Genomic DNA, 19313 nt, shown 5'->3' on the forward strand with positions numbered 1-19313 from the left:
GACAAGGCATCTGCGCCGTACCGTTTATCAGACCTGTAAAAAAACCGGGAAAATCCCGGTTTTTTTGTATCTGCGCAGTCGTTTCTATTATTGATCGGCAGCCGGGCCGCAACCGCCAATAATTTTAGAAATAGAAATTGCAGGGTGCAGCAAATAATCGTAGCTGCAGTTATTTTTTTTGTTTTCGATATGACCAGTACAAGCAGTGAGCGTCGCCAGAACCCCTGCCACAACGGCAATTTTTACAAATTTAAACATTTCAAAATCCTTGTTGATAAAACGAGCACTACTGGTGGAATAAATATAAGATCTATTTAGCGTATAGTACGATAGCAATTATTAAACTATACAGGTAGTCCAAATAAGGACTTTATCTTTACCAGGGGATATGATTTAAAAAGGCCGCTTAATAATAAGCGGCCTTTATTAGTGTTATATAATGTCGTTTATTTAACGAAATGTTTTCTTAACGTTAAGCATAAAGCCTTTATCGCTGATACCGTCTTCCTTCCACTGGTAGGCATCCAGATGTAGCGCGGTATCATTGCTGCTGTATTTCACGCCGATGGTTGCCAGACCATTAACGCCGCCGCCTTTTTGACCGTCATCCACGCCGAACGATTGACCCGCCGCACCCTGTAATGACGCTGTACGCTGGCTCTTGCTGTAGCTCAGGTTCGGGCCGCCTTCCAGGGTAGCGGTAGCGCTCCAGCCGTCTTTCCCGGCGTAATCCAGCTTCAGGCCGACAATAGAGTCTACCGCCGTTTCGTTGCCAGAGTTCATGGACAGGTTAAAATCTCCGGCGCTGCGCTCTTTGTAGCCATCTTCCATGGTGTGACGGAATTTCACTCCGGCATACGGCGTGACTTTCAGCGTATCACTCATCATGGTGAAAGTTTTCGCCCCTTCACTGCGAAACTCAAGGTACTGCTGACGCATGTCGGAATCGGCAATTTTGTTGACATCGCCATAGGCGACAGAACGGCTGCTGTCGAGGTTATGCACGTCATAGCGCAGGCTGTTGTTCCACGCCAGACCTTCATCAAACGCCATGCTGTGCTTCAGGCCAAAGAACTGGCTGTAGCCGCCGGTCAGGCCGTTATCGCCTGCGGTTTTCGAACCGTCGCCATCCAGACGCGCAATACCGTACTCCAGCGTCAGATTCTGGCTGGCGGTGAGATCCAACGTCTGGCGTAATGCCAGCATATCGTACTGGGTGTCGTTGCCCAGCTCCGCGCGCGGGTCGCCTTTCGCCACGACGTTGAACGCCAGGCCATCTTTGATCTGCGGCGCGGCGTCGGCCAGCATGGTAAAGCGGTTGCTGAGTACACGTGCTTCACGGAATACCGTGGTGGCTTGAGCACCGCTCACCTGCTTGAGTGCGCTGTTCAGCTCGGCGGTAGTACCCACGTTGAGGCTGGTGTACAGCTCGTTGTTGGTGTAACCGGCGTCCAGCGCCTGCGCCACGTCGCTTACCGAGCTGTCGGTCGCCACATCGGCATAGGCGTTTTTGGTCATGGTGACGTCAACGTTGCCGTCGGCATCCTGGCTACCCTGGGCGTTCCAGACTACGGAAGTGGACTGAATCGCGCCTGCGTCGGACAGGTTGCTGCCCTCAACCACGTTGTCAAAGCTGACGGTGGTGTCGGCGGTGCCTGCGGTGAACCCGGTGTTAATTTCCACACCGTTCATGCTGGCATTGCTGACCTTAAGCTGGCCTGCGCTGCCGTCGGCGTTAGTGCCAACCACGTAGCCGTTCAGGTTGTTGGACGTGCCGTCGGTGGTGGAGCCGGAAGTCATGTTACCGTCAGGTTCAACCGGCGTTCCCGGCAACGTATAGTCAGCATAATGCACCTCGTCGCTGTTGCCGTTATTACCGTTCGTCCCTTCGACGTTAACGCTGTCACCCTGTTTAATGAGGCCGGAACCCGTCACGTTATCGTCAATGACGACCGTACCGTTATTGACCACATGACCTGCGCCCGCCACGCTGAACGCGTAAGAGTTATTGGCGTGAATATTAATCGTGCCGTTGTTCTCAATAACCGCGTCGGCGGTGGCATTTTTATCCAGCGCCATCGCCACCATGCCCGTGTCGGTGGTACCTTCTGTACCCAGCTCAATGGTGCCGTTGTTGACCAACTGCGCATTCTTGCCGCCATACATACCGTAAGCGTTATTACCGCTGATATTCATGGTGCCGTCGTTGACTGCCACGTAATTGCTGTTGGCAGAAAAATCTACCGCGCGGCCATTATCCGCATCGTAGTTGATTATGCCCTCTGACTGGTTCCAGAAGAACGCGTGTTGCTGCGGCGCGCTACCTGCGCCACCGGCCGCATAAGCCAGCGTCGCCGTGGTGGCATTGACTGTGCCGTCATTGATGAATGTAGCGCCTGCTCCCCAATAGTTAATCGCCCCCTTATTGGAGGTTGCCGTAAGATCCATCGTCCCTGTGTTATACAGCGTTCCGTTATTCGGATTCAGGTGAATGGCGTTTTTGTTGTTATCAAGGATCAGCGTGCCGGTATTAAAGAATTGTGCGTTATCGTTAATTTCCAGCATTGAGGCATTGGTCGAGTCTGTTGCGGAGCCAAGCTGGAAGGTACCATCGTTGATGATGGCGCTATTCGCACCGGTAACTTTTGCGCCGGAGGTCATGGTGCCATCCGTGCCGTTAGTTAATACGCCGCCGGTCGTCAGGCTACGGCTGTCAATGGTGCCATTATTAACGATATCGCCGCCATTTTGCGTCAGTTTACCGTTTATGGTGCCATCATTGACAAGGTTACCGGATATCGTGGTGTCGCTATTGATAACGCCGCTGTCGTTGTTGGTCAGCGTGCCGCTATCCAGGATTGAGATTGGCTTGCCGCTGACCTCCCCGGCATTGCTGGCGTTCCCTGTTACCACGGCGTTATTTTCAAGCGTGGCGCTCGTTCCGGCATCGGCAATAGTCGCGCCATCCGCGTAAGGGATAGAAACGTCACTGTTTGTTGGATTGTACTCTTCGCTGCTTTGGCAATCGTCGCCAAAGCAGACCTGGCCATAGTTAACAATCAGGCTACTGCCGTCGGTCAGGAAGGGCTGACCGTAATCGGCATCAATATTGATGATACCGCTGGTGTCGTTGATGACGGTGCCGCCGCTGAGCGCCGCCATGCCGACCAACTCGTTTGCCTGGCCGGTCACGCCTGCATCGGCGGTCAGAGTGATTACGCCCTGGTTAATGGCGGTGCCGCCGTTGAGCGCCATCATGCCGAACCCGGCGTTGTTAACGGTAATGGTGCCGGTGTTGATAGCGGTGGCGTCGCCATCGGCATCGGTAGACCCCGCCACCATTCCTGAGCTGGTGAGATAAAGCTGCGACGGTTTCCAGTAATTTGTGTCGGTGATGTTATTTTCATCGTCCAGCGTCGGGACAAAGCCGTCCAGATAGATATCGCCTGCGTTTGACGCTGTTCCTCTGCTGGCAGCGACGCCATATACACCCGCGCCCTGCAAATGGATAGTGGCTTCCTCATCGTTAACGACATCGCCATAATCCGCAGCCAACATGGCGTAAAAGGTGTGGGTGTACCATTTCAGTGGGTATGCGCCATCACCGCCACTGCCCTGCGGCGTCTGGTCAGAAATGATGGTGATATCGCCGTCGGCTTTGTTATGAACAGCCGATCCCTCGCCACTAGCCCTTGTGATGGTTGCACGATCCTCACCGCTGTTGCTATTGGTCGCGTAGACAAGAATATCTCCGCTGTTGCTGACTTCCGCGCCGTTATCTGCGCGAATGATGGAATACACGCCATGGCTTGTAATATCGCCTTTATTTTCAATTGATGTGCCTTCGCCATCAGCCATCAGCAACGCGTTGTAGGTGAAAAGGTTTGTGGGTATATAACTGACATTAACGTCAACAACTGAGTCATCACCCAGAATCAGGGAGCCGCCATTGTTGACCCGCGCCAGTACAACGTGACCACCCACTATCGTGTTGGTATCAATGGTAGAATGACCGTTTAGCGTAACAGTACTGTTACCGCTGACGCTGATGCCGGTAATGTCGGCAGAGGTTCTATCAAGTGGATCCTCGCTGTGGGTGATATTAATACCGCCGTCAATCTCAACGTCGTTATCATCACCTGTTACGCTCAGGCCAACAACGTCCAGGTATTGTCCGCTGGTGGCGGACAGATCGTTGTCATCAATATTCAGCGTGCCATTAAGGGTAACGGTATTGCCGTTACCGCCGACAACAACGCCGGTTAACGGGGGATCCCCGGCAGCCAGATCATCCTGCCCGTAGTCGGCGCTGATATTTACGTTGCCGGTGATATCAACGGCGTTGTTGTCGCCGCTCACGTTCACGCCTGTCGCTGAGCTAAATACGCCTTCGCTGTCCTGGACTGAGACAACGTTAATATCGCCATCCAGCGTAACCTGCGACATATCGCCGCTCACCAGCGCGCCAGTGCCGTTAAGGCTGACGTCAATATCCCCTTTGTTTTTGAAGGTGTTTTTTTCGCCTGCAACCACAAAACCTATGGAGTCTGCATCACGTACGGTGGCGTTGCCGGTATTTTTTGCTTCATTTCCGGTACCGTAGGTGATGATGCCCATCGCGCCGTCGGTGACCAGCAGATCGCCCGCCTGGGTCAGGCTGCCGTTGTCGCCGTTGATAATCACGGCGGCAGAGCCCGCGCCATCCACCGCGATATCACCGGTATTGGTGGTATGGGCGTCGTCGCCGTCAATGCGCGTACCGACGGCGCCGCCGGAGATAGTCTGATTACCTTCGTTGATAACGAGCGCGTTGTCGCCATCGATATACAGCGCCGTGGCGTCTGCGCCGCTGACGGTGGTGCTCCCGGCGTTATCGATAACCACGTTGTCGCCGGTAATGTGGCCGCCGGTGCCGCCGTCGGTGATGGTCATATCACCGTCGTTGTTGACGCGGGCGTTATTGCCGTCAATGACGGTGCCGGTGGAGCCTGCGCCGCTGATGTTAGAGGTACCGGTATTCTTAATCGTGGCGTTGTCGCCGTCGATGATGATGGCGGTGCCGCCGCCGCTCACGGCAATGTCACCGGCGAAATTAGTGGTGGTGCCGTTGCCGGAAATCAGCGCGCCGGTGGCGTTGTCCACCGTGGAGTGGCCCGAAATGGTGTTGGTGGTGCCGTCACCGGAAATAACCATGCCGGTGGCGCCGTCGGTCACACTGGAGTCCCCGGTGAGCGTGTTGACGGTTCGATCGCCGGAAATAATCGCGCCGGTGCGATCCTGGCCGCTGATATCCATGCCGCGATCGGAATTATGCGCCTGGTCATCGCCGCTGATAACGGTGGTTTTATCGTCGGCAATAATCAGATAGCCACGGCTGTCGTACTTCCAGTAGAGACCGTTTTCCTGGGTGCCTTCAATCACGGCGGCATTGGCGTCGGTCACGTCCCAGCCGGTGACGTTCAGCGTTTTGCCGTCTGCGGTGGTGAGCTGCCACTGGTTGTCCTGTTCTGAATAATTCCACACGGCACCCTCGAGAACGCTGCCGTTATCCAGTTTGAAGCTATCGAAGGTCAGGGTGTCTTTGCCTTTATCGATGGTGACGCCGTTGCTGAAGGTAATAACAGAGTCATCCGGGGGCGTGTCATCATCATCGCCGCTATCATCGGGCGGGGTCACATCGTCATCGCCGCTATCGTCGGGCGGGGTTACATCGTCATCGCCGCTATCGTCGGGTGGGGTTACATCGTCATCGCCGCTATCGTCAGGCGGGGTTACATCGTCATCGCCGCTATCGTCAGGCGGGGTTACATCGTCATCGCCGCTATCGTCAGGCGGGGTTACATCGTCATCGCCGCTATCGTCGGGCGGGGTTACATCGTCATCGCCGCTATCATCAGGCGGGGTTACATCGTCATCGCCGCTATCGTCGGGCGGGGTTACATCGTCATCGCCGCTATCGTCGGGCGGGGTTACATCGTCATCGCCGCTATCATCGGGTGGGGTTACATCGTCATCGCCGCTATCGTCGGGTGGGGTCACATCATCATCGCCGCTATCATCGGGTGGGATCACATTGTCATCGCCGCCATCGTCAGGCGGGGTGACGTTGCCGCCATCGTCGGGCGGGGTAACGTCGCCGCCATTATCGGGCGTAGGGGGGGTATAAGAATGATTAGAATCTCCGCCACCGTTATTTTCAACGCCAATAGCCACACCTGCGACCAGTGCAGCAACGCCGCCAGCAACCCAGCCCCAGTGATTATCATTTTCAGGTGTAGCAAGGCAGGTCGGTGAGAGTTTTGCGCGTTTTTCTTTAGGCAGGGAGGAGATATTACTGGGACATTCTTTTTCATCATCGTTATTTTCTGCGGCGATGGCCGGAATGTAATAACTTTGTAGCGTTAAAGCGATAGCGATAGAAATAAGTTTTTTCTTTTGCATAGGGTTCATCCTTAATTAATATTTTCCTTGCGTACTAAACATATGCAGAGAGCGGTACAGGCAATGATGAAATGACCAGAAGAAAAATTATGCTTTAGTGTTTATTTTATCACCCGATAACCAGGTCAGGTCAAATTGAGTGCTTAACGGTGTTATTTATTAGGTGAATGAATAATGGGTGAATTTGACGAATGAAAGGGTTTTTAGGCAAGATTATTACTATTTAAATTTGCCTGGTGTATTTAAAGTAAGTTTCTTAATTCACTTTTAAGTAAAAATAATTTGAGATTACGAGTAGTTGTAAAATAAAGCCCTGTTATTCAGGGCTTTATTTTAATTAATAATTAGAGAACCAATTTAATTTATCGCGTAAGCCAACGACCCGGCCAACGATAATCAGCGCCGGGCTTTCAACCTGTTGCGCTAATTCACCAAGCTGCGTCAGCACACCGTGGACGACGCGTTGCTTCACAGAGGTACCGTTTTCTACCAGCGCAACCGGCATATCGGCCTGCATACCGAATGCGATCAGTTTTTCCTGGATAGTCGCTGCCTGATTCAGCCCCATGTAGAACACCAGCGTCTGTTTTTCTGCCGCCAGGTTTTCCCAGTCCAGCTCGCCGCCGGTTTTCAGGTGACCGGTGACCAGACGTACGCTCTGGGCGTAATCGCGATGGGTTAGCGGAATACCGGAGTAGGCGGAGCAGCCGGAAGCCGCGGTAATCCCCGGCACTACCGAGAAAGGAATACCGGCATGACACAGCGTTTCCAGCTCTTCGCCGCCGCGACCAAAGATAAAGGGATCGCCGCCTTTCAGGCGTACCACGCGTTTACCTTTTTGCGCTTCACGCAGCAGGATCTGGTTGATTTCTTCCTGTGGGACGCAGTGGTAACCCGCGCGTTTCCCCACAAAGACCCGATCGGCATCGCGGCGTACCAGGTTCATAATGTCGTCGGAGACGAGGCGATCGTAAACCACGATATCCGCCTGTTGGATTTGTTGTAACCCTTTCAGCGTCAGCAGTCCGGCATCGCCCGGCCCGGCGCCGACCAGCACGACTTCGCCACGGTGATCCAGCGGTTCGCTAAACAGGCGTTCGGTTGTCGCGTTAACCGCTTTCTCGTCGGCATTCGCCAGCGACTGCGCCAGCCGGTCATTGACGAAAAATTTTTCCCAGAAGCGACGACGCTCGCCCATCGTGGCAAACTGCTTTTTCACTCGGGCGCGGAGTTGCCCGGCATAGCGCGCGACCTGCCCCAGATGCTGCGGCAGCAGCGATTCCAGTTTCTCGCGCAGCAGACGCGCCAGCACCGGGGAAGTGCCGCCCGAGGAGACGGCGACCATCAGCGGCGAGCGGTCAATAATGGAGGGCATGATAAAGCTGGCGGCTTTCGGCGCATCCACCACGTTGCAGAAGATACGGCGTGACTCCGCCGCGTCGCTGACGCGCTGGTTGACGGTATCGTCGTCAGTGGCCGCGATCGCCAGCCAACACGAGTCGAGAAGCGTTTCGTCGAACGGTCCCTCAACCAGAGTCAACATGCCTTCATTTGCCCATACGGTGAACTGTGGAATAAAGGTTAGCGCATTGACCGTTAAACGTGCGCCTGCTTCCAGCAGTAACCGTGCTTTGCGTTCTGCGACATCGCCACCGCCGACGATCAGACAGTCGCGGTCGCGTAATTGACAAAATATAGGCAAATGGTCCACGACATTACCCCTTAATGGTTGGCTGTAACCTTAATTTGGTTGGTTTTTTGCGGAACAGGACGCTCCGATTTCGGCGTAGCATACCAATAACCCAATCCCATGAACACGACGCCGGACAAAGTATTACCCAGAGTGACCCATAACAGGTTGTGTCCGATTCCGGACAGGGTATAGGCGTCGCTGTGATGACCAAACCAGGAGAGGGCGAACAGCGTCATATTCGCGACGGAGTGCTCGTAGCCGGAAGCGATAAACGCCAGCAGACACCACCAGATAGCAAGAAATTTTGCCGTGCCTTCGGTGCGGATCGCCATCCAGATTGCCAGACAAACCAGCCAGTTACACAGCGCGCCTTTGAAGAACAGTACCGTGGCGGGCGCGGTGATTTTCGCCAGCGCGACTGAGTGAACGATGCTGGTATCGACCGGCAACAAACTGCCGCCGCCCCAGCTGTAAAGCAGGGCGACAAACACGGAACCGATCAGGTTGCCGAGCCAGGTTTGCGGCAGGATAGCCCACATTTGACCGTGGCTGATGGTGCCTGCTTTGACGCCTAGCGTCAGGAACATGGTGTGGCCGGTAAACAGTTCGGAACCGGCGATGATGACCAGCGTTAAGGCGATACCGAAGGTGGCTCCCATCACCAAAGGACGCACGGACGGGTCGAGCAGATTGCCGAGGGTGAAAATAAGAATGATGCCGAGACCGACATAAGCCCCGGCCATTGCCGAACTGACCCAGAAGCCGAGCGGATTATTCGCCGACAGGCGTGCGATGCGCGCAGCGTTAGCCGCACACTTATTGATAGTGTCTGTAAACATTTGATTATCCTTGAAGTACAAAAAATAAAAAAAATCGTAACCGTAGGCCGGATAAGGCATTTATGCCGCCATCCGGCAATGTGCTTTTGCAATTGCCTGATGGCGCTACGCTTATCAGGCCTACCAATAAAAGACCTACAAGTACGTCAAAAAAGGGGAGGCGTTGCGCCTCCCAAAAATAATTAACCGCGCAACTGCACCACGCCGTCTTTTACCCGCGCGTCGTAATGTTTCACAGAGAACTGCTCATCTTCCATGCACAGCCCATCGCTCAGGCGGAAGCGCTGCTTTTTCAGCGGGCTGGCGACCCACAGTTCGCCCTGGTGTTCCGCAATCAGTCCACGAGACAGCACGCTGGCCTCAAAGAACGGGTCGATGTTGCTGATCGCGAACACCTGATCGCTATGGTAAGGACGGAAAATCGCCACCTGTTCGCCGCCTGACAGCGCGCAGACGCCGGTTCCCGGCAGGATGTCATCGATTTTGCAGATGTTTTGCCACTGACTCATGCGTTTTCCTCCACCAGAGTGACCGGGATACGTTCATACGGCGTGGCCGGTCGATGCTGTTCACGTTCAGGCACAACCTGGACGTTCGGGTCGCGTTTGTCGCTGTTGATAAAGTGCTTAAAGCGAACCTGTGCGGATGGGGTGTTAACGGTTTCTGTCCACTCGCAGACCACCGCTGCACGCAGGCGCGCCATCTCTTCTTCCAGATGTTCGTTCAGGCCCAGCTTATCGTCGATGATGACCGATTTCAGATACTCGATGCCGCCTTCCAGGTTATCCAGCCACGGCGCGGTACGCGTCAGCTTATCGGCGGTACGGATGTAGAACATCATAAAGCGGTCGAGGTACTTGATCAGCGTGTCGCGATCGAGATCGGCTGCCAGCAGATCCGCATGACGCGGTTTCATGCCGCCGTTACCGCAGACGTACAGGTTCCAGCCTTTTTCTGTGGCGATGATACCGACATCTTTACCCTGCGCTTCCGCACATTCACGGGTACAGCCGGAGACGCCGAATTTCATTTTGTGCGGGGTACGAATGCCTTTGTAGCGGTTTTCCAGCTCCACGCCGAAACCGACGCTGTCGCCCACGCCGTAGCGGCACCAGGTGCTGCCGACGCAGGTTTTCGCCATTCGCAGCGCTTTGGCGTACGCATGACCGGTTTCGAAGCCCGCTTCAATCAGCTGACGCCAGATTTCCGGCAGATCGTCTTTTTGCGCGCCAAACAGACCGATACGCTGAGAACCGGTGATTTTGGTATAGAGGTTAAACTCGCGGGCGATACGACCCACGGCCACCAGACCTTCCGGGGTGATTTCACCGCCAGCGGAGCGCGGGATCACCGAGTAAGTACCGTCTTTCTGGATATTCGCCAGGAAGTTGTCGTTAGTATCCTGTAGCGGCGTGTGCTGCGGTTTGAGGATGTATTCGTTCCAGCACGACGCCAGCAGCGAACCGACGGTCGGCTTACACACTTCGCAGCCGTAGCCTTTACCGTGTTTCGCCAGCAGTTCTTCAAAGGTTTTGATACCTTCCACGCGGATTAAGTGGAACAGTTCCTGACGAGAATAAGCAAAGTGCTCGCACAGGTTGTTGTTGACTTCAATACCCTGTTTCGCCAGTTCGGCGTTCAGTACCTGCGTCACCAGCGGGATGCAGCCGCCGCAGCCGGTTCCGGCTTTGGTTTCCGCTTTCAGCGCCGCCACGGTATGGCAGCCTTTATTGATAGCGGCGATCAGATCGCCTTTAGTCACATCGAAGCAGGAGCAGATCTGCGCGCTGTCCGGCAGTTTATCCACGCCGATAGCGGGTTTACCACTGCCCGCGTGCGACGGCAGAATCAGCGAATCCGGGTTTTCCGGCAGTTCGATGGCGTTCAGTACCAGTTGCAGCAAATTGCCGTAATCGCTGGTGTCACCGACCAGTACTGCGCCGAGCAGCGTTTTGTTATCTTCGCTGACAATAAGACGTTTGTAGACTTCTTTGCTTTCATCGAGGTAAACGTAGCTACGCGCGCCCGGCGTGCGGCCATGCGCGTCGCCGATGCCGCCGACGTCCACGCCCAGCAGCTTCAGCTTGGCGCTGAGATCCGCCCCTTCAAAGGCGTTTTCACTGCCGAGGATATGGTCAACGGCAACCTGGGCCATTTTATAGCCCGGTGCGACCAGACCGTAAACGCGGTTGTTCCAACTGGCGCACTCGCCGATAGCGTAGATATCCGGGTCGGACGTCTGGCAGGTGTCGTTAATCACGATCCCGCCGCGCTGCGCGACGGCCAGACCGCACTGGGTAGCCAGCTTGTCGCGGGGGCGAATACCGGTAGAGAAGACGATAAAATCGACTTCCAGCTCGCTGCCGTCGGCAAAACGCATAGTCTTACGCGCTTCGTTACCCTGCTGAACAATCTCTTGCGTGTTTTTACTGGTGTGTACACGCACGCCCATGCTTTCGATCTTGCGACGTAACTGCTCGCCGCCCATCTGATCGAGCTGTTCCGCCATCAGCATTGGCGCAAATTCAATGACGTGTGTTTCCACGCCGAGGTTTTTCAGCGCGCCAGCGGCTTCCAGCCCCAGCAGACCGCCGCCGACCACCGCCCCGCGCTTGCTGCGACGGGCGCAGGCTTCGATAGCGTTGAGGTCTTCAATGGTACGGTAAACGAAGCAATCCTGGGTTTCGGAGCCTTTAATCGGCGGAATCCATGGATATGAACCGGTCGCCATGATCAGCTTGTCATAATAAACGGTACGACCCGCGCTGGAGTGAATCACTTTCTCCTGACGGTTAATGGTAATTGCGCGTTCGCCAACCAGTACCTTCACGCCGTGCTTCTCGTAAAATCCTTCACGCACCAGAGAGAGCTCTTCCGCGGTGTGGTGAGAGAAGTAGGATGACAGGTGGACACGGTCATAGGCTTTACGGGGTTCTTCACAGAACACGGTAATGTCGAACAGGCTAGCGTCGGATTTATCAAGGAGATCCTCAATAAAGCGGTGGCCGACCATACCATTACCGATAATAGCGAGTCTGACTTTGCTCATTTTTGCCTCGATTTCTTTTCTATTACCGCCTACCTTAACGATTCAGCAACCCCGCTTATTGATGTAAATCAAATTCACCTTTATATACCTCTTAATGGGTATATGGCTGATTTGTCAGGATTTTTATAAGTGGCGGAATTGTCAGGCTTTTCAGGTTTGTACAAATAACATACAAAATGAGGGGTTTTTAGACCAACAGGCCTACCTCGTCAGGGGGGGATAGAGTGCCGGAGGGCGACGTCGCCTTATCCGGCCTACCAACAGCTTACGCTGTAGGCCGGATAAGACGCATCGCGTCGCCATCCGGCAATCATTATCAATGCGCCGCTGGCGAACTATGCTGGCGATGACGGGATACAAAGCCGAGCGCAAAGCACATCACAAAGACCACCGCATACAGACCATTCGCGGTGAGTAACGCCGCCTGTGGGCCGCTGTGCGCTACAATCGGGCCGGTGACGACGAAGGTCAGCATCGTTCCTATGGTGCCGCAGGTCAGAATAAAGTTAACCAGCTTAGGCGAGGCCACTTTCGTTTGCTGCGATCCCAGCGTAATGATGGAGGTATAAATGGCGCTGGAGAAGAAGCCCAGCGTCAGAATAAACCACGGCATATGCGCCTGCGTGCCGGTAATAAACAGATACATCAGTACCGCCGCCATACCCGCCAGTACGGTCAGAATGCGTTGCAGATCGAAAAAGCGCAGGATAAAGCTGAACGCCCACATGCCAAACATATAGGACATCCAGAAATCACTCACCAGCGCCCCGGCGTCATTCAGGCTCATGCCGAGGCCTTTGGCGTATTCCGGCACCCAGGAGATAAAGCCCAACTGGCCAAGGATATAGCACAGCGCGGCGACGGCGAGAAACAGTACGCCAATGCCCCATTTTTCTTTGACGACAGGCGCCTGAGAGTGCTGCGCATGTTTACCCAGCGCCGGAAATTCACAGCCGAAGGTCAGGATAAAAATCGCCAGGTAGACCAGGCCGATGCAGGCGTAGACCCAGTACCACTCAATACTACGCGCCAGCAGGAAGGCGGCGACCATAGGAAAAATCATCCCCGCCATGCTGAAGAAGGAGTCGGTAAACAGCAGTCGGGAACCGCGCTGACGCCCTTCATACAGTTGCGTAATCAGGAAGGTGCCAATCGACATGGTGATCCCGCTGACCAGCCCCAGCACAAACATCGCCGCTGAGAACAACGCCAGGCTGTGGCTGAACATCAGCCCGGCCACCGCCAGCACCATCAGGATAAAACCAAAGCGTAGCTGTGTTTTCAGCGGGATGATTTCCATCAACCACGCATTGAGGAAGATCGAGATCAAAATCCCGGCGTTCAGGAAAGTAAAGGTGTTACTCATGCTGGAAACGGGCAGCTGAAAATAGTCTGCGATATTTCCCATCACCATCCCGGTGACAATCACCAGCGCCCCGGTCAGGGCGTAGGAAAGAAAGCTGATCCATGTGAGCTTGATGCGGTTGCTGTTAGTCATGTCTGGCCTTGAAGAGAAGTGAAGCGCGTGGAGGGCGCGTTAAGCGGGCAGATTTTAGGCGCTTTTGTGATGCATTTAAATAATTATTAGTGATAGTAATGTTCATTGCATTTTTTAATGTGATGTTTGTCACATCATATTGCAAGAATACGGCGTTGCGTCGTAACGTTACATTTGTTTCATATACGTAAAATTAGGTAAAGGGCTGGCCTGGCCCAGGAAGGCTCTTTAAAATCATTCCACTTGCTTTATTTCTGCTCTCTTTAAGGAAATCTCATGCTCAAATCGACTCTGGCGGCTGTCGCAGCTGTTTTCGCTCTTTCTGCTCTTTCTCCCGCAGCGTTGGCAGCAAAAGGCGATCCTCATGTGCTGTTAACCACCTCCGCCGGGAATATTGAGCTGGAGCTGAACAGCCAGAAAGCGCCGGTTTCTGTGAAAAACTTTGTCGATTACGTCAACAGTGGTTTCTATAACAACACTACGTTTCACCGAGTTATTCCTGGCTTTATGATTCAGGGCGGTGGTTTTAACGAGCAGATGCAGCAGAAGAAACCGAATCCGCCGATTAAGAATGAAGCCGACAACGGTCTGCGTAATACTCGCGGCACGATCGCGATGGCGCGCACCGCAGATAAAGACAGCGCCACCAGCCAGTTCTTTATTAACGTCGCGGATAACGCTTTTCTCGACCACGGCCAGCGCGACTTTGGCTATGCGGTATTTGGTAAAGTGGTAAAAGGTATGGATGTCGCCGATAAAATCTCACAGGTACCGACGCACGATGTCGGGCCTTATCAGAATGTGCCGACAAAACCAGTCGTTATCCTTTCCGCGAAAGTCCTGCCATAAAACATGCCTGCGCGGGCGCGAGCCGCCCGCGTTTTCTCCCTGTCTCAGCGTAACCTGGAATTGCTGCTTATACTTGTGGTCAAGCACAGACATATTCAGGGAGGCCCGGTGAAGAAACTTACCGATAAACAAAAGTCACGCTTTTGGGAACAGCGGCGCAACGTTAACTTCCAGCAAAGCCGCCGTCTCGAAGGTATTGAGATCCCCTTAGTAACTCTGACCGCCGATGAAGCGCTGGCACGTCTTGACGAGCTTCGGAGGCACTATGAGCGATAAATTTGGCGAAGGGCGCGATCCGTACCTCTATCCGGGGCTGAATGTGATGCGTAATCGGCTGGGGATTCATCAGGCCCAGCGACTGGCGCAAGCGGCATATGAAATGACCGCGCTCCGTGCCGCCACGATTGAACTGGGGCCGCTGATACGCGGCTTGCCTCATCTGTGCGCGATTCATCGCCAGCTCTATCAGGATATTTTCGACTGGGCAGGGCAACTGCGGGAGGTCGATATTTACCAGGGCGATACCCGTTTCTGCCACTTTGCCTATATCGAAAAAGAGGGCAACGCTCTGATGCAGGATCTGGAAGAAGAGGGCTATCTGGTCGGTCTGGCGCACGAGAAGTTTGTCGAGCGGCTGGCGCATTACTACTGTGAAATTAACGTGCTTCATCCGTTTCGTTTGGGGAGCGGGCTGGCGCAGCGCATCTTCTTTGAACAGCTGGCGTTACATGCAGGCTACGCGCTGAGTTGGCAAGGTATTGCGGTTGAAACATGGAAGCAGGCGAACCAGAGCGGCGCGATGGGCGATCTCTCTGCTTTGCAGGCGATTTTTCAGAAAGCGATAAGCGAAGCTCGCGAAACTGAGTAAAATAGGGCGGTTCTACTCACCCGGAGCCGCCATGATCCTGCTTATCGATAACTATGATTCCTTTACCTGGAACCTCTACCAGTATTTTTGTGAGCTGGGCGCGGAAGTGCAGGTCCGGCGCAATGATGCGCTGACGCTGGCGCACATTGACGCTTTGAACCCGCAAAAAATCGTTATCTCTCCTGGCCCCTGTACGCCGAATGACGCTGGCATTTCACTGGCGGTCATCCGCCATTATGCCGGACGTATTCCGATGCTGGGCGTTTGCCTGGGTCATCAGGCGATGGCGCAGGCCTTTGGCGCGTCGGTGGTGCGGGCAGCGAAAGTGATGCACGGTAAAACGTCACCTGTTACGCATAATGGACAGGGCGTGTTTCGGGGATTGCCCAGCCCGTTAACCGTGACACGTTACCACTCGCTGATTGTCGACCCTGCCACGTTGCCAGAGTGTTTTGAGATCACCGCCTGGAGCGAAACGCAGGAGATTATGGGCATTCGCCACCGCGAGTGGGATCTGGAAGGCGTGCAGTTCCACCCGGAAAGTATTCTCAGCGAACAAGGACACGCTCTGCTGAAAAATTTCCTCCGGCGTTGATTTGTGGTTGCTATTGAGTGATTTTTTATTCATATTTTGTGATTATAATTTCACTGGCATTTCTACTTAACCGGGTGGTAATGATATGGCAACTGAACAAACGGCTATTACGCGCGCAACTTTTGATGAGGTAATTCTGCCTGTTTATGCACCGGCGGACTTTATTCCGGTCAAAGGTAAAGGCAGCCGCGTATGGGATCAGCAGGGCAAAGAGTATATCGATTTCGCCGGCGGGATTGCAGTGACTGCGCTGGGCCATTGCCATCCGGCACTGGTCGAGGCGCTGAAATCCCAGGGGGAAATCTTGTGGCATACCAGTAACGTTTTTACCAATGAACCGGCGTTGCGTCTGGGACGTAAACTGATCGACGCCACGTTTGCCGAGCGCGTGCTGTTTATGAATTCCGGCACCGAAGCGAACGAAACCGCTTTTAAACTGGCGCGTCATTATGCCTGCGTGCGCCATAGCCCGTTCAAAACGAAAATCATTGCCTTCCATAACGCCTTTCATGGCCGTTCCTTGTTTACCGTCTCTGTCGGCGGGCAGCCGAAATATTCCGACGGCTTTGGGCCGAAACCCGCCGATATTATTCACGTTCCCTTCAACGATCTTCATGCGGTGAAAGCGGTAATGGATGACCACACCTGCGCGGTGGTGGTCGAGCCGATTCAGGGTGAAGGCGGCGTGCAGGCGGCTACACCGGAATTCCTCAAAGGGTTACGCGACCTGTGTGACGAGCATCAGGCGTTGCTGGTGTTTGATGAAGTGCAGTGTGGGATGGGGCGCACCGGAGACCTGTTTGCCTATATGCACTACGGCGTCACGCCGGATATCCTCACCAGCGCCAAAGCGTTAGGCGGCGGTTTTCCGGTGAGCGCCATGCTGACCACGCAGGAGATCGCCTCGGCCTTCCATGTCGGTTCGCATGGTTCAACCTATGGCGGCAATCCGCTGGCCTGTGCGGTGGCTGGCGCGGCATTCGATATTATTAATACGCCAGAGGTACTACAAGGCATTCACACTAAGCGACAACAGTTTGTGCAACATTTGCAGGCGATTGACGAGCAATTTGACATTTTCAGCGATATTCGCGGCATGGGGCTGCTGATTGGCGCGGAACTGAAGCCGAAGTACAAAGGTCGGGCGCGCGATTTTCTGTACGCAGGCGCGGAGGCCGGCGTGATGGTGCTCAATGCCGGAGCCGACGTGATGCGTTTTGCCCCGTCGCTGGTGGTGGAAGAGGCGGATATCAATGAAGGAATGCAGCGCTTTGCGCAGGCGGTAGGGAAGGTGGTGGCCTGATGGCGGATTGCCGGATAAGCGTAGCGCATCCGGCAGTCGGTCTTAACTTTTTGTATCCCGTAGCCGCTTACTCAGCCAGATACCGTGATGCGGACGCTGACGCCAGGCCATCGACGAAATGGTGTGCATGGTGTTCAGATGGCCAATGATGCGCTGTAAATGTTGTTCCAGAGTGCTCAATAAGCCATGTGACGGCATGTCCGGCGACTCCAGAATATTGACATCGCCGGAGCCGCCTGGCCTGTCGTACTCCAGGCGCTGCTGGCAGCGCTGAATCGCAATCTCGCAAGATTCCAGATAGCGCTGCGCCAGATCCGGCGTCAGCATGGTGTGTTCCCGCGCCAGCGTCGTCATAGCGTTGATATGCTCGACAATAAACTGGCTGTGTGTGACCCATAGTTTCATATCAGACAGATAGTGGGTATTGAATCCGGGTTCCTGCATTGCCTGATTTAACGAGTTGAATAACGTGTTATGCGCCTGGTTGACCCGCATTCTTTGATAAGCGAGCGGGGTGGCCTGCGGATCGTTACTGAGGATCAGTCGGATAGCTTCTTGATCGGCTTCCAGCGCATCATGGGCGTTTTTACGTAATAGCCCGCTTTGCCATTGCGGCCACAGCCAGACCATGCCGCCAAAGGCAATTAAACAGCCAATCAGCGTATCGATCAGCCTCGGCACAATAAACTGCTCTCCGTTTAACGTCAGTAACTGGATGGTGTATACCGCCGTCACCGTAAAGCCGACCGTCGCCCAGCCGTAGTTTTTACGAATAATCAGATAACTTGCCAGCGTTAGTACCAGCATGACCGCCAGCGTAATGCTTTCGGGAATATGTAAGTGCAGCGTGACGCCGGCAATCACCAGGCCGACCAGCGTTCCGACCGAACGGTGCAGAATACGTACGCGCGTCGCGCCATAGCCGTTTTGGGTGACAAACAGCACCGTCATGAGGATCCAGTACGGTTTAGGCAGGTGCAACGCGCTGCCCATCAGACTGGCGATGCTCATCATCACGCTGATGCGTCCGGCGTTGCGTAGCGCCGGCGATTTAAGAGACATATAATTTTTCAGCGCCGGAAGTAGCGGCAAACGACGCTGTTTATCGGCCATCAGGTCGCGGGCGTACAGCGGTCGCTGAGTACGCAGCACACGGGCGATTCGACTGAAGTGCCAATAGCAGAACTGGCCTACCGGATTTTCAGGATGCTGATTAGCGATCTTCTCCAGAGCGCCAATCTGTTTTTCCATGGAGAAGCGCGTCGGCAGACGATGATAAAGAATGTCATCCGCCAGCACGCGCAGACGGGCGGCGACCGTTTGCGCATTCCAGCGAATCACCTCTTCCGCATGGCTGCGTTCTACCAGTTTCTGTACCTCTTCCGGCTGATGCAAGCTGACGGAGATGTGCTCCTGCAAATCCATCGCTTCCTGAAAAGCCCGTAACAGGCGCTTGTAATCATTATTGTTGTGCGCCGAAAGCATATGCATCTGTTGGTAACACTGGGTAATGAGATCGACCGCTTTTTGCTGGCGTATCAGCAGGGGAGGCAGCGCTTTTTCCGGATCGATATGTTGGGTGAGCAGGCTGTATTTCGCTTCGCAATAATCGGCCAGTTCACGGTATAACAAACTCAATGACTCGCGCAGCGGCTGTTCGCGCCATAGCCAGAACCAAAACCAGTTAAACACGCCGTACCATAGCGTGCCCAGCGCATAAATGAGCAGCGGCTCCCAGACGGGCATGTATCCCGCAAGACTCAGGGTAAAGATGGCGGCAATCAGCGACGCTGGCAGTAGCCGCGCGTGAAGCGGGCTAATTTCCGCCGTCACGCCAAGCACCAGCGTGAGCCCGGTCAGGATCAACGGCAGGGGGATGGATTCCGCCAGCAGAAGTTGCGTTACCAGACTGCATCCGGCGAACAGCGACGCGCCGATGATCAGGCGTTTAAAAAAGCGTTTGTGCGGGGTATCCAGACCTGCAATGTTGCAGCAGGCGGGAACGAGAGAGAAAAGCAAGCCCAGGTGTAGCTGGCCTATCAATAAACCAACAGCCACAGGCAGGCACAGCACCAGCGTTTGCCGTAGTGCGTAATTAATCTCTGGGTGATAAATCAGTCTTCGCCACATCGATGCAAACAAAAATGGCGCATGATAAAACGCGCCATTCTGACGGAA

At 54.4% G+C, this 19313-nt stretch carries 13 protein-coding genes; 5 read left to right on the forward strand and 8 right to left on the reverse strand.

The features are described from left to right. Window positions 1-87: 87 nt before the first annotated feature. The 7 genes from QEN32_RS01860 to tsgA all read right to left on the reverse strand — a co-directional run bounded on the left by QEN32_RS01860 (window position 88) and on the right by tsgA (window position 13520). On the reverse strand, window positions 88-258 hold the full coding sequence (locus QEN32_RS01860) for a YhfL family protein (RefSeq protein WP_000472323.1): 171 nt from the start codon (window positions 256-258) through the stop codon (window positions 88-90). Window positions 259-450: 192 nt separating this feature from the next. After that, the gene (locus QEN32_RS01865) at window positions 451-6450 is read right to left on the reverse strand and encodes an autotransporter adhesin BigA (RefSeq protein ID WP_265322219.1); all 6000 of its coding nucleotides are present in this window, start codon (window positions 6448-6450) and stop codon (window positions 451-453) included. Window positions 6451-6778: 328 nt separating this feature from the next. After that, window positions 6779-8152, reverse strand: a complete 1374-nt coding sequence (gene cysG / locus QEN32_RS01870) for a siroheme synthase CysG (protein ID WP_000349897.1) — start codon at window positions 8150-8152, stop codon at window positions 6779-6781. An 11-nt stretch (window positions 8153-8163) separates the two neighbouring features. Continuing rightward, entirely contained in the window at window positions 8164-8973 is an 810-nt protein-coding gene (nirC, locus tag QEN32_RS01875; RefSeq protein WP_023231895.1) for a nitrite transporter NirC, read from the reverse strand. Between the two features lie 182 nt (window positions 8974-9155). Beyond that, window positions 9156-9482: a nitrite reductase small subunit NirD gene (nirD, locus tag QEN32_RS01880; protein ID WP_000084814.1), complete on the reverse strand. Its 327-nt coding sequence runs from the start codon at window positions 9480-9482 to the stop codon at window positions 9156-9158. Further along, window positions 9479-12022: an NADPH-nitrite reductase large subunit gene (gene nirB, locus QEN32_RS01885; RefSeq protein WP_000049249.1), complete on the reverse strand. Its 2544-nt coding sequence runs from the start codon at window positions 12020-12022 to the stop codon at window positions 9479-9481. Before nirB ends, nirD begins: the two co-directional genes overlap by 4 nt. Window positions 12023-12338: 316 nt before the next feature. Continuing rightward, window positions 12339-13520 (reverse strand): MFS transporter TsgA, encoded by a 1182-nt coding sequence (tsgA, locus tag QEN32_RS01890; RefSeq protein WP_000185268.1) that lies wholly within the window; start codon window positions 13518-13520, stop codon window positions 12339-12341. A 276-nt stretch (window positions 13521-13796) separates the two neighbouring features. Between tsgA and ppiA the strand changes: the two genes are divergently transcribed. From ppiA to QEN32_RS01915, 5 genes are all read left to right on the forward strand, one after another. Further along, entirely contained in the window at window positions 13797-14369 is a 573-nt protein-coding gene (gene ppiA / locus QEN32_RS01895; RefSeq protein WP_000920478.1) for a peptidylprolyl isomerase A, read from the forward strand. A 108-nt stretch (window positions 14370-14477) separates the two neighbouring features. After that, a complete protein-coding gene (locus QEN32_RS01900; protein ID WP_001519136.1) occupies window positions 14478-14645 on the forward strand; it encodes a YhfG family protein in 168 nt (55 codons plus the stop codon). Continuing rightward, on the forward strand, window positions 14635-15237 hold the full coding sequence (locus QEN32_RS01905; RefSeq protein WP_001280665.1) for a putative adenosine monophosphate-protein transferase Fic: 603 nt from the start codon (window positions 14635-14637) through the stop codon (window positions 15235-15237). The genes QEN32_RS01900 and QEN32_RS01905 overlap by 11 nt, the downstream gene beginning before the upstream one ends. A gap of 31 nt (window positions 15238-15268) precedes the next feature. Continuing rightward, on the forward strand, window positions 15269-15832 hold the full coding sequence (gene pabA, locus QEN32_RS01910) for an aminodeoxychorismate synthase component 2 (RefSeq protein ID WP_000601880.1): 564 nt from the start codon (window positions 15269-15271) through the stop codon (window positions 15830-15832). Between the two features lie 85 nt (window positions 15833-15917). Next, on the forward strand, window positions 15918-17135 hold the full coding sequence (locus QEN32_RS01915) for an aspartate aminotransferase family protein (protein WP_023181213.1): 1218 nt from the start codon (window positions 15918-15920) through the stop codon (window positions 17133-17135). Between the two features lie 42 nt (window positions 17136-17177). Here QEN32_RS01915 and QEN32_RS01920 read toward each other — a convergent pair whose 3' ends face one another. Next, entirely contained in the window at window positions 17178-19265 is a 2088-nt protein-coding gene (locus QEN32_RS01920; RefSeq protein ID WP_000269312.1) for a YccS/YhfK family putative transporter, read from the reverse strand. Window positions 19266-19313: the final 48 nt, after the last annotated feature.

Origin of the sequence: Salmonella sp. SA14318 (assembly GCF_029866905.1) — a bacterium.
Classification (GTDB): Bacteria; Pseudomonadota; Gammaproteobacteria; order Enterobacterales; family Enterobacteriaceae; genus Salmonella; species Salmonella enterica.

Coding starts and splice junctions, on each gene's coding strand:
- QEN32_RS01860 (WP_000472323.1), bottom strand. CDS start 258: ATGTTTAAATTTGTAAAAATTGCCGTTGTGGCAGGGGTTCTGGCGACG.
- QEN32_RS01920 (WP_000269312.1), bottom strand. CDS start 19,265: ATGTGGCGAAGACTGATTTATCACCCAGAGATTAATTACGCACTACGG.
- ppiA (WP_000920478.1), top strand. CDS start 13,797: ATGCTCAAATCGACTCTGGCGGCTGTCGCAGCTGTTTTCGCTCTTTCT.
- nirB (WP_000049249.1), bottom strand. CDS start 12,022: ATGAGCAAAGTCAGACTCGCTATTATCGGTAATGGTATGGTCGGCCAC.
- QEN32_RS01865 (WP_265322219.1), bottom strand. CDS start 6,450: ATGAACCCTATGCAAAAGAAAAAACTTATTTCTATCGCTATCGCTTTA.
- nirD (WP_000084814.1), bottom strand. CDS start 9,482: ATGAGTCAGTGGCAAAACATCTGCAAAATCGATGACATCCTGCCGGGA.
- pabA (WP_000601880.1), top strand. CDS start 15,269: ATGATCCTGCTTATCGATAACTATGATTCCTTTACCTGGAACCTCTAC.
- QEN32_RS01905 (WP_001280665.1), top strand. CDS start 14,635: ATGAGCGATAAATTTGGCGAAGGGCGCGATCCGTACCTCTATCCGGGG.
- tsgA (WP_000185268.1), bottom strand. CDS start 13,520: ATGACTAACAGCAACCGCATCAAGCTCACATGGATCAGCTTTCTTTCC.
- QEN32_RS01915 (WP_023181213.1), top strand. CDS start 15,918: ATGGCAACTGAACAAACGGCTATTACGCGCGCAACTTTTGATGAGGTA.
- nirC (WP_023231895.1), bottom strand. CDS start 8,973: ATGTTTACAGACACTATCAATAAGTGTGCGGCTAACGCTGCGCGCATC.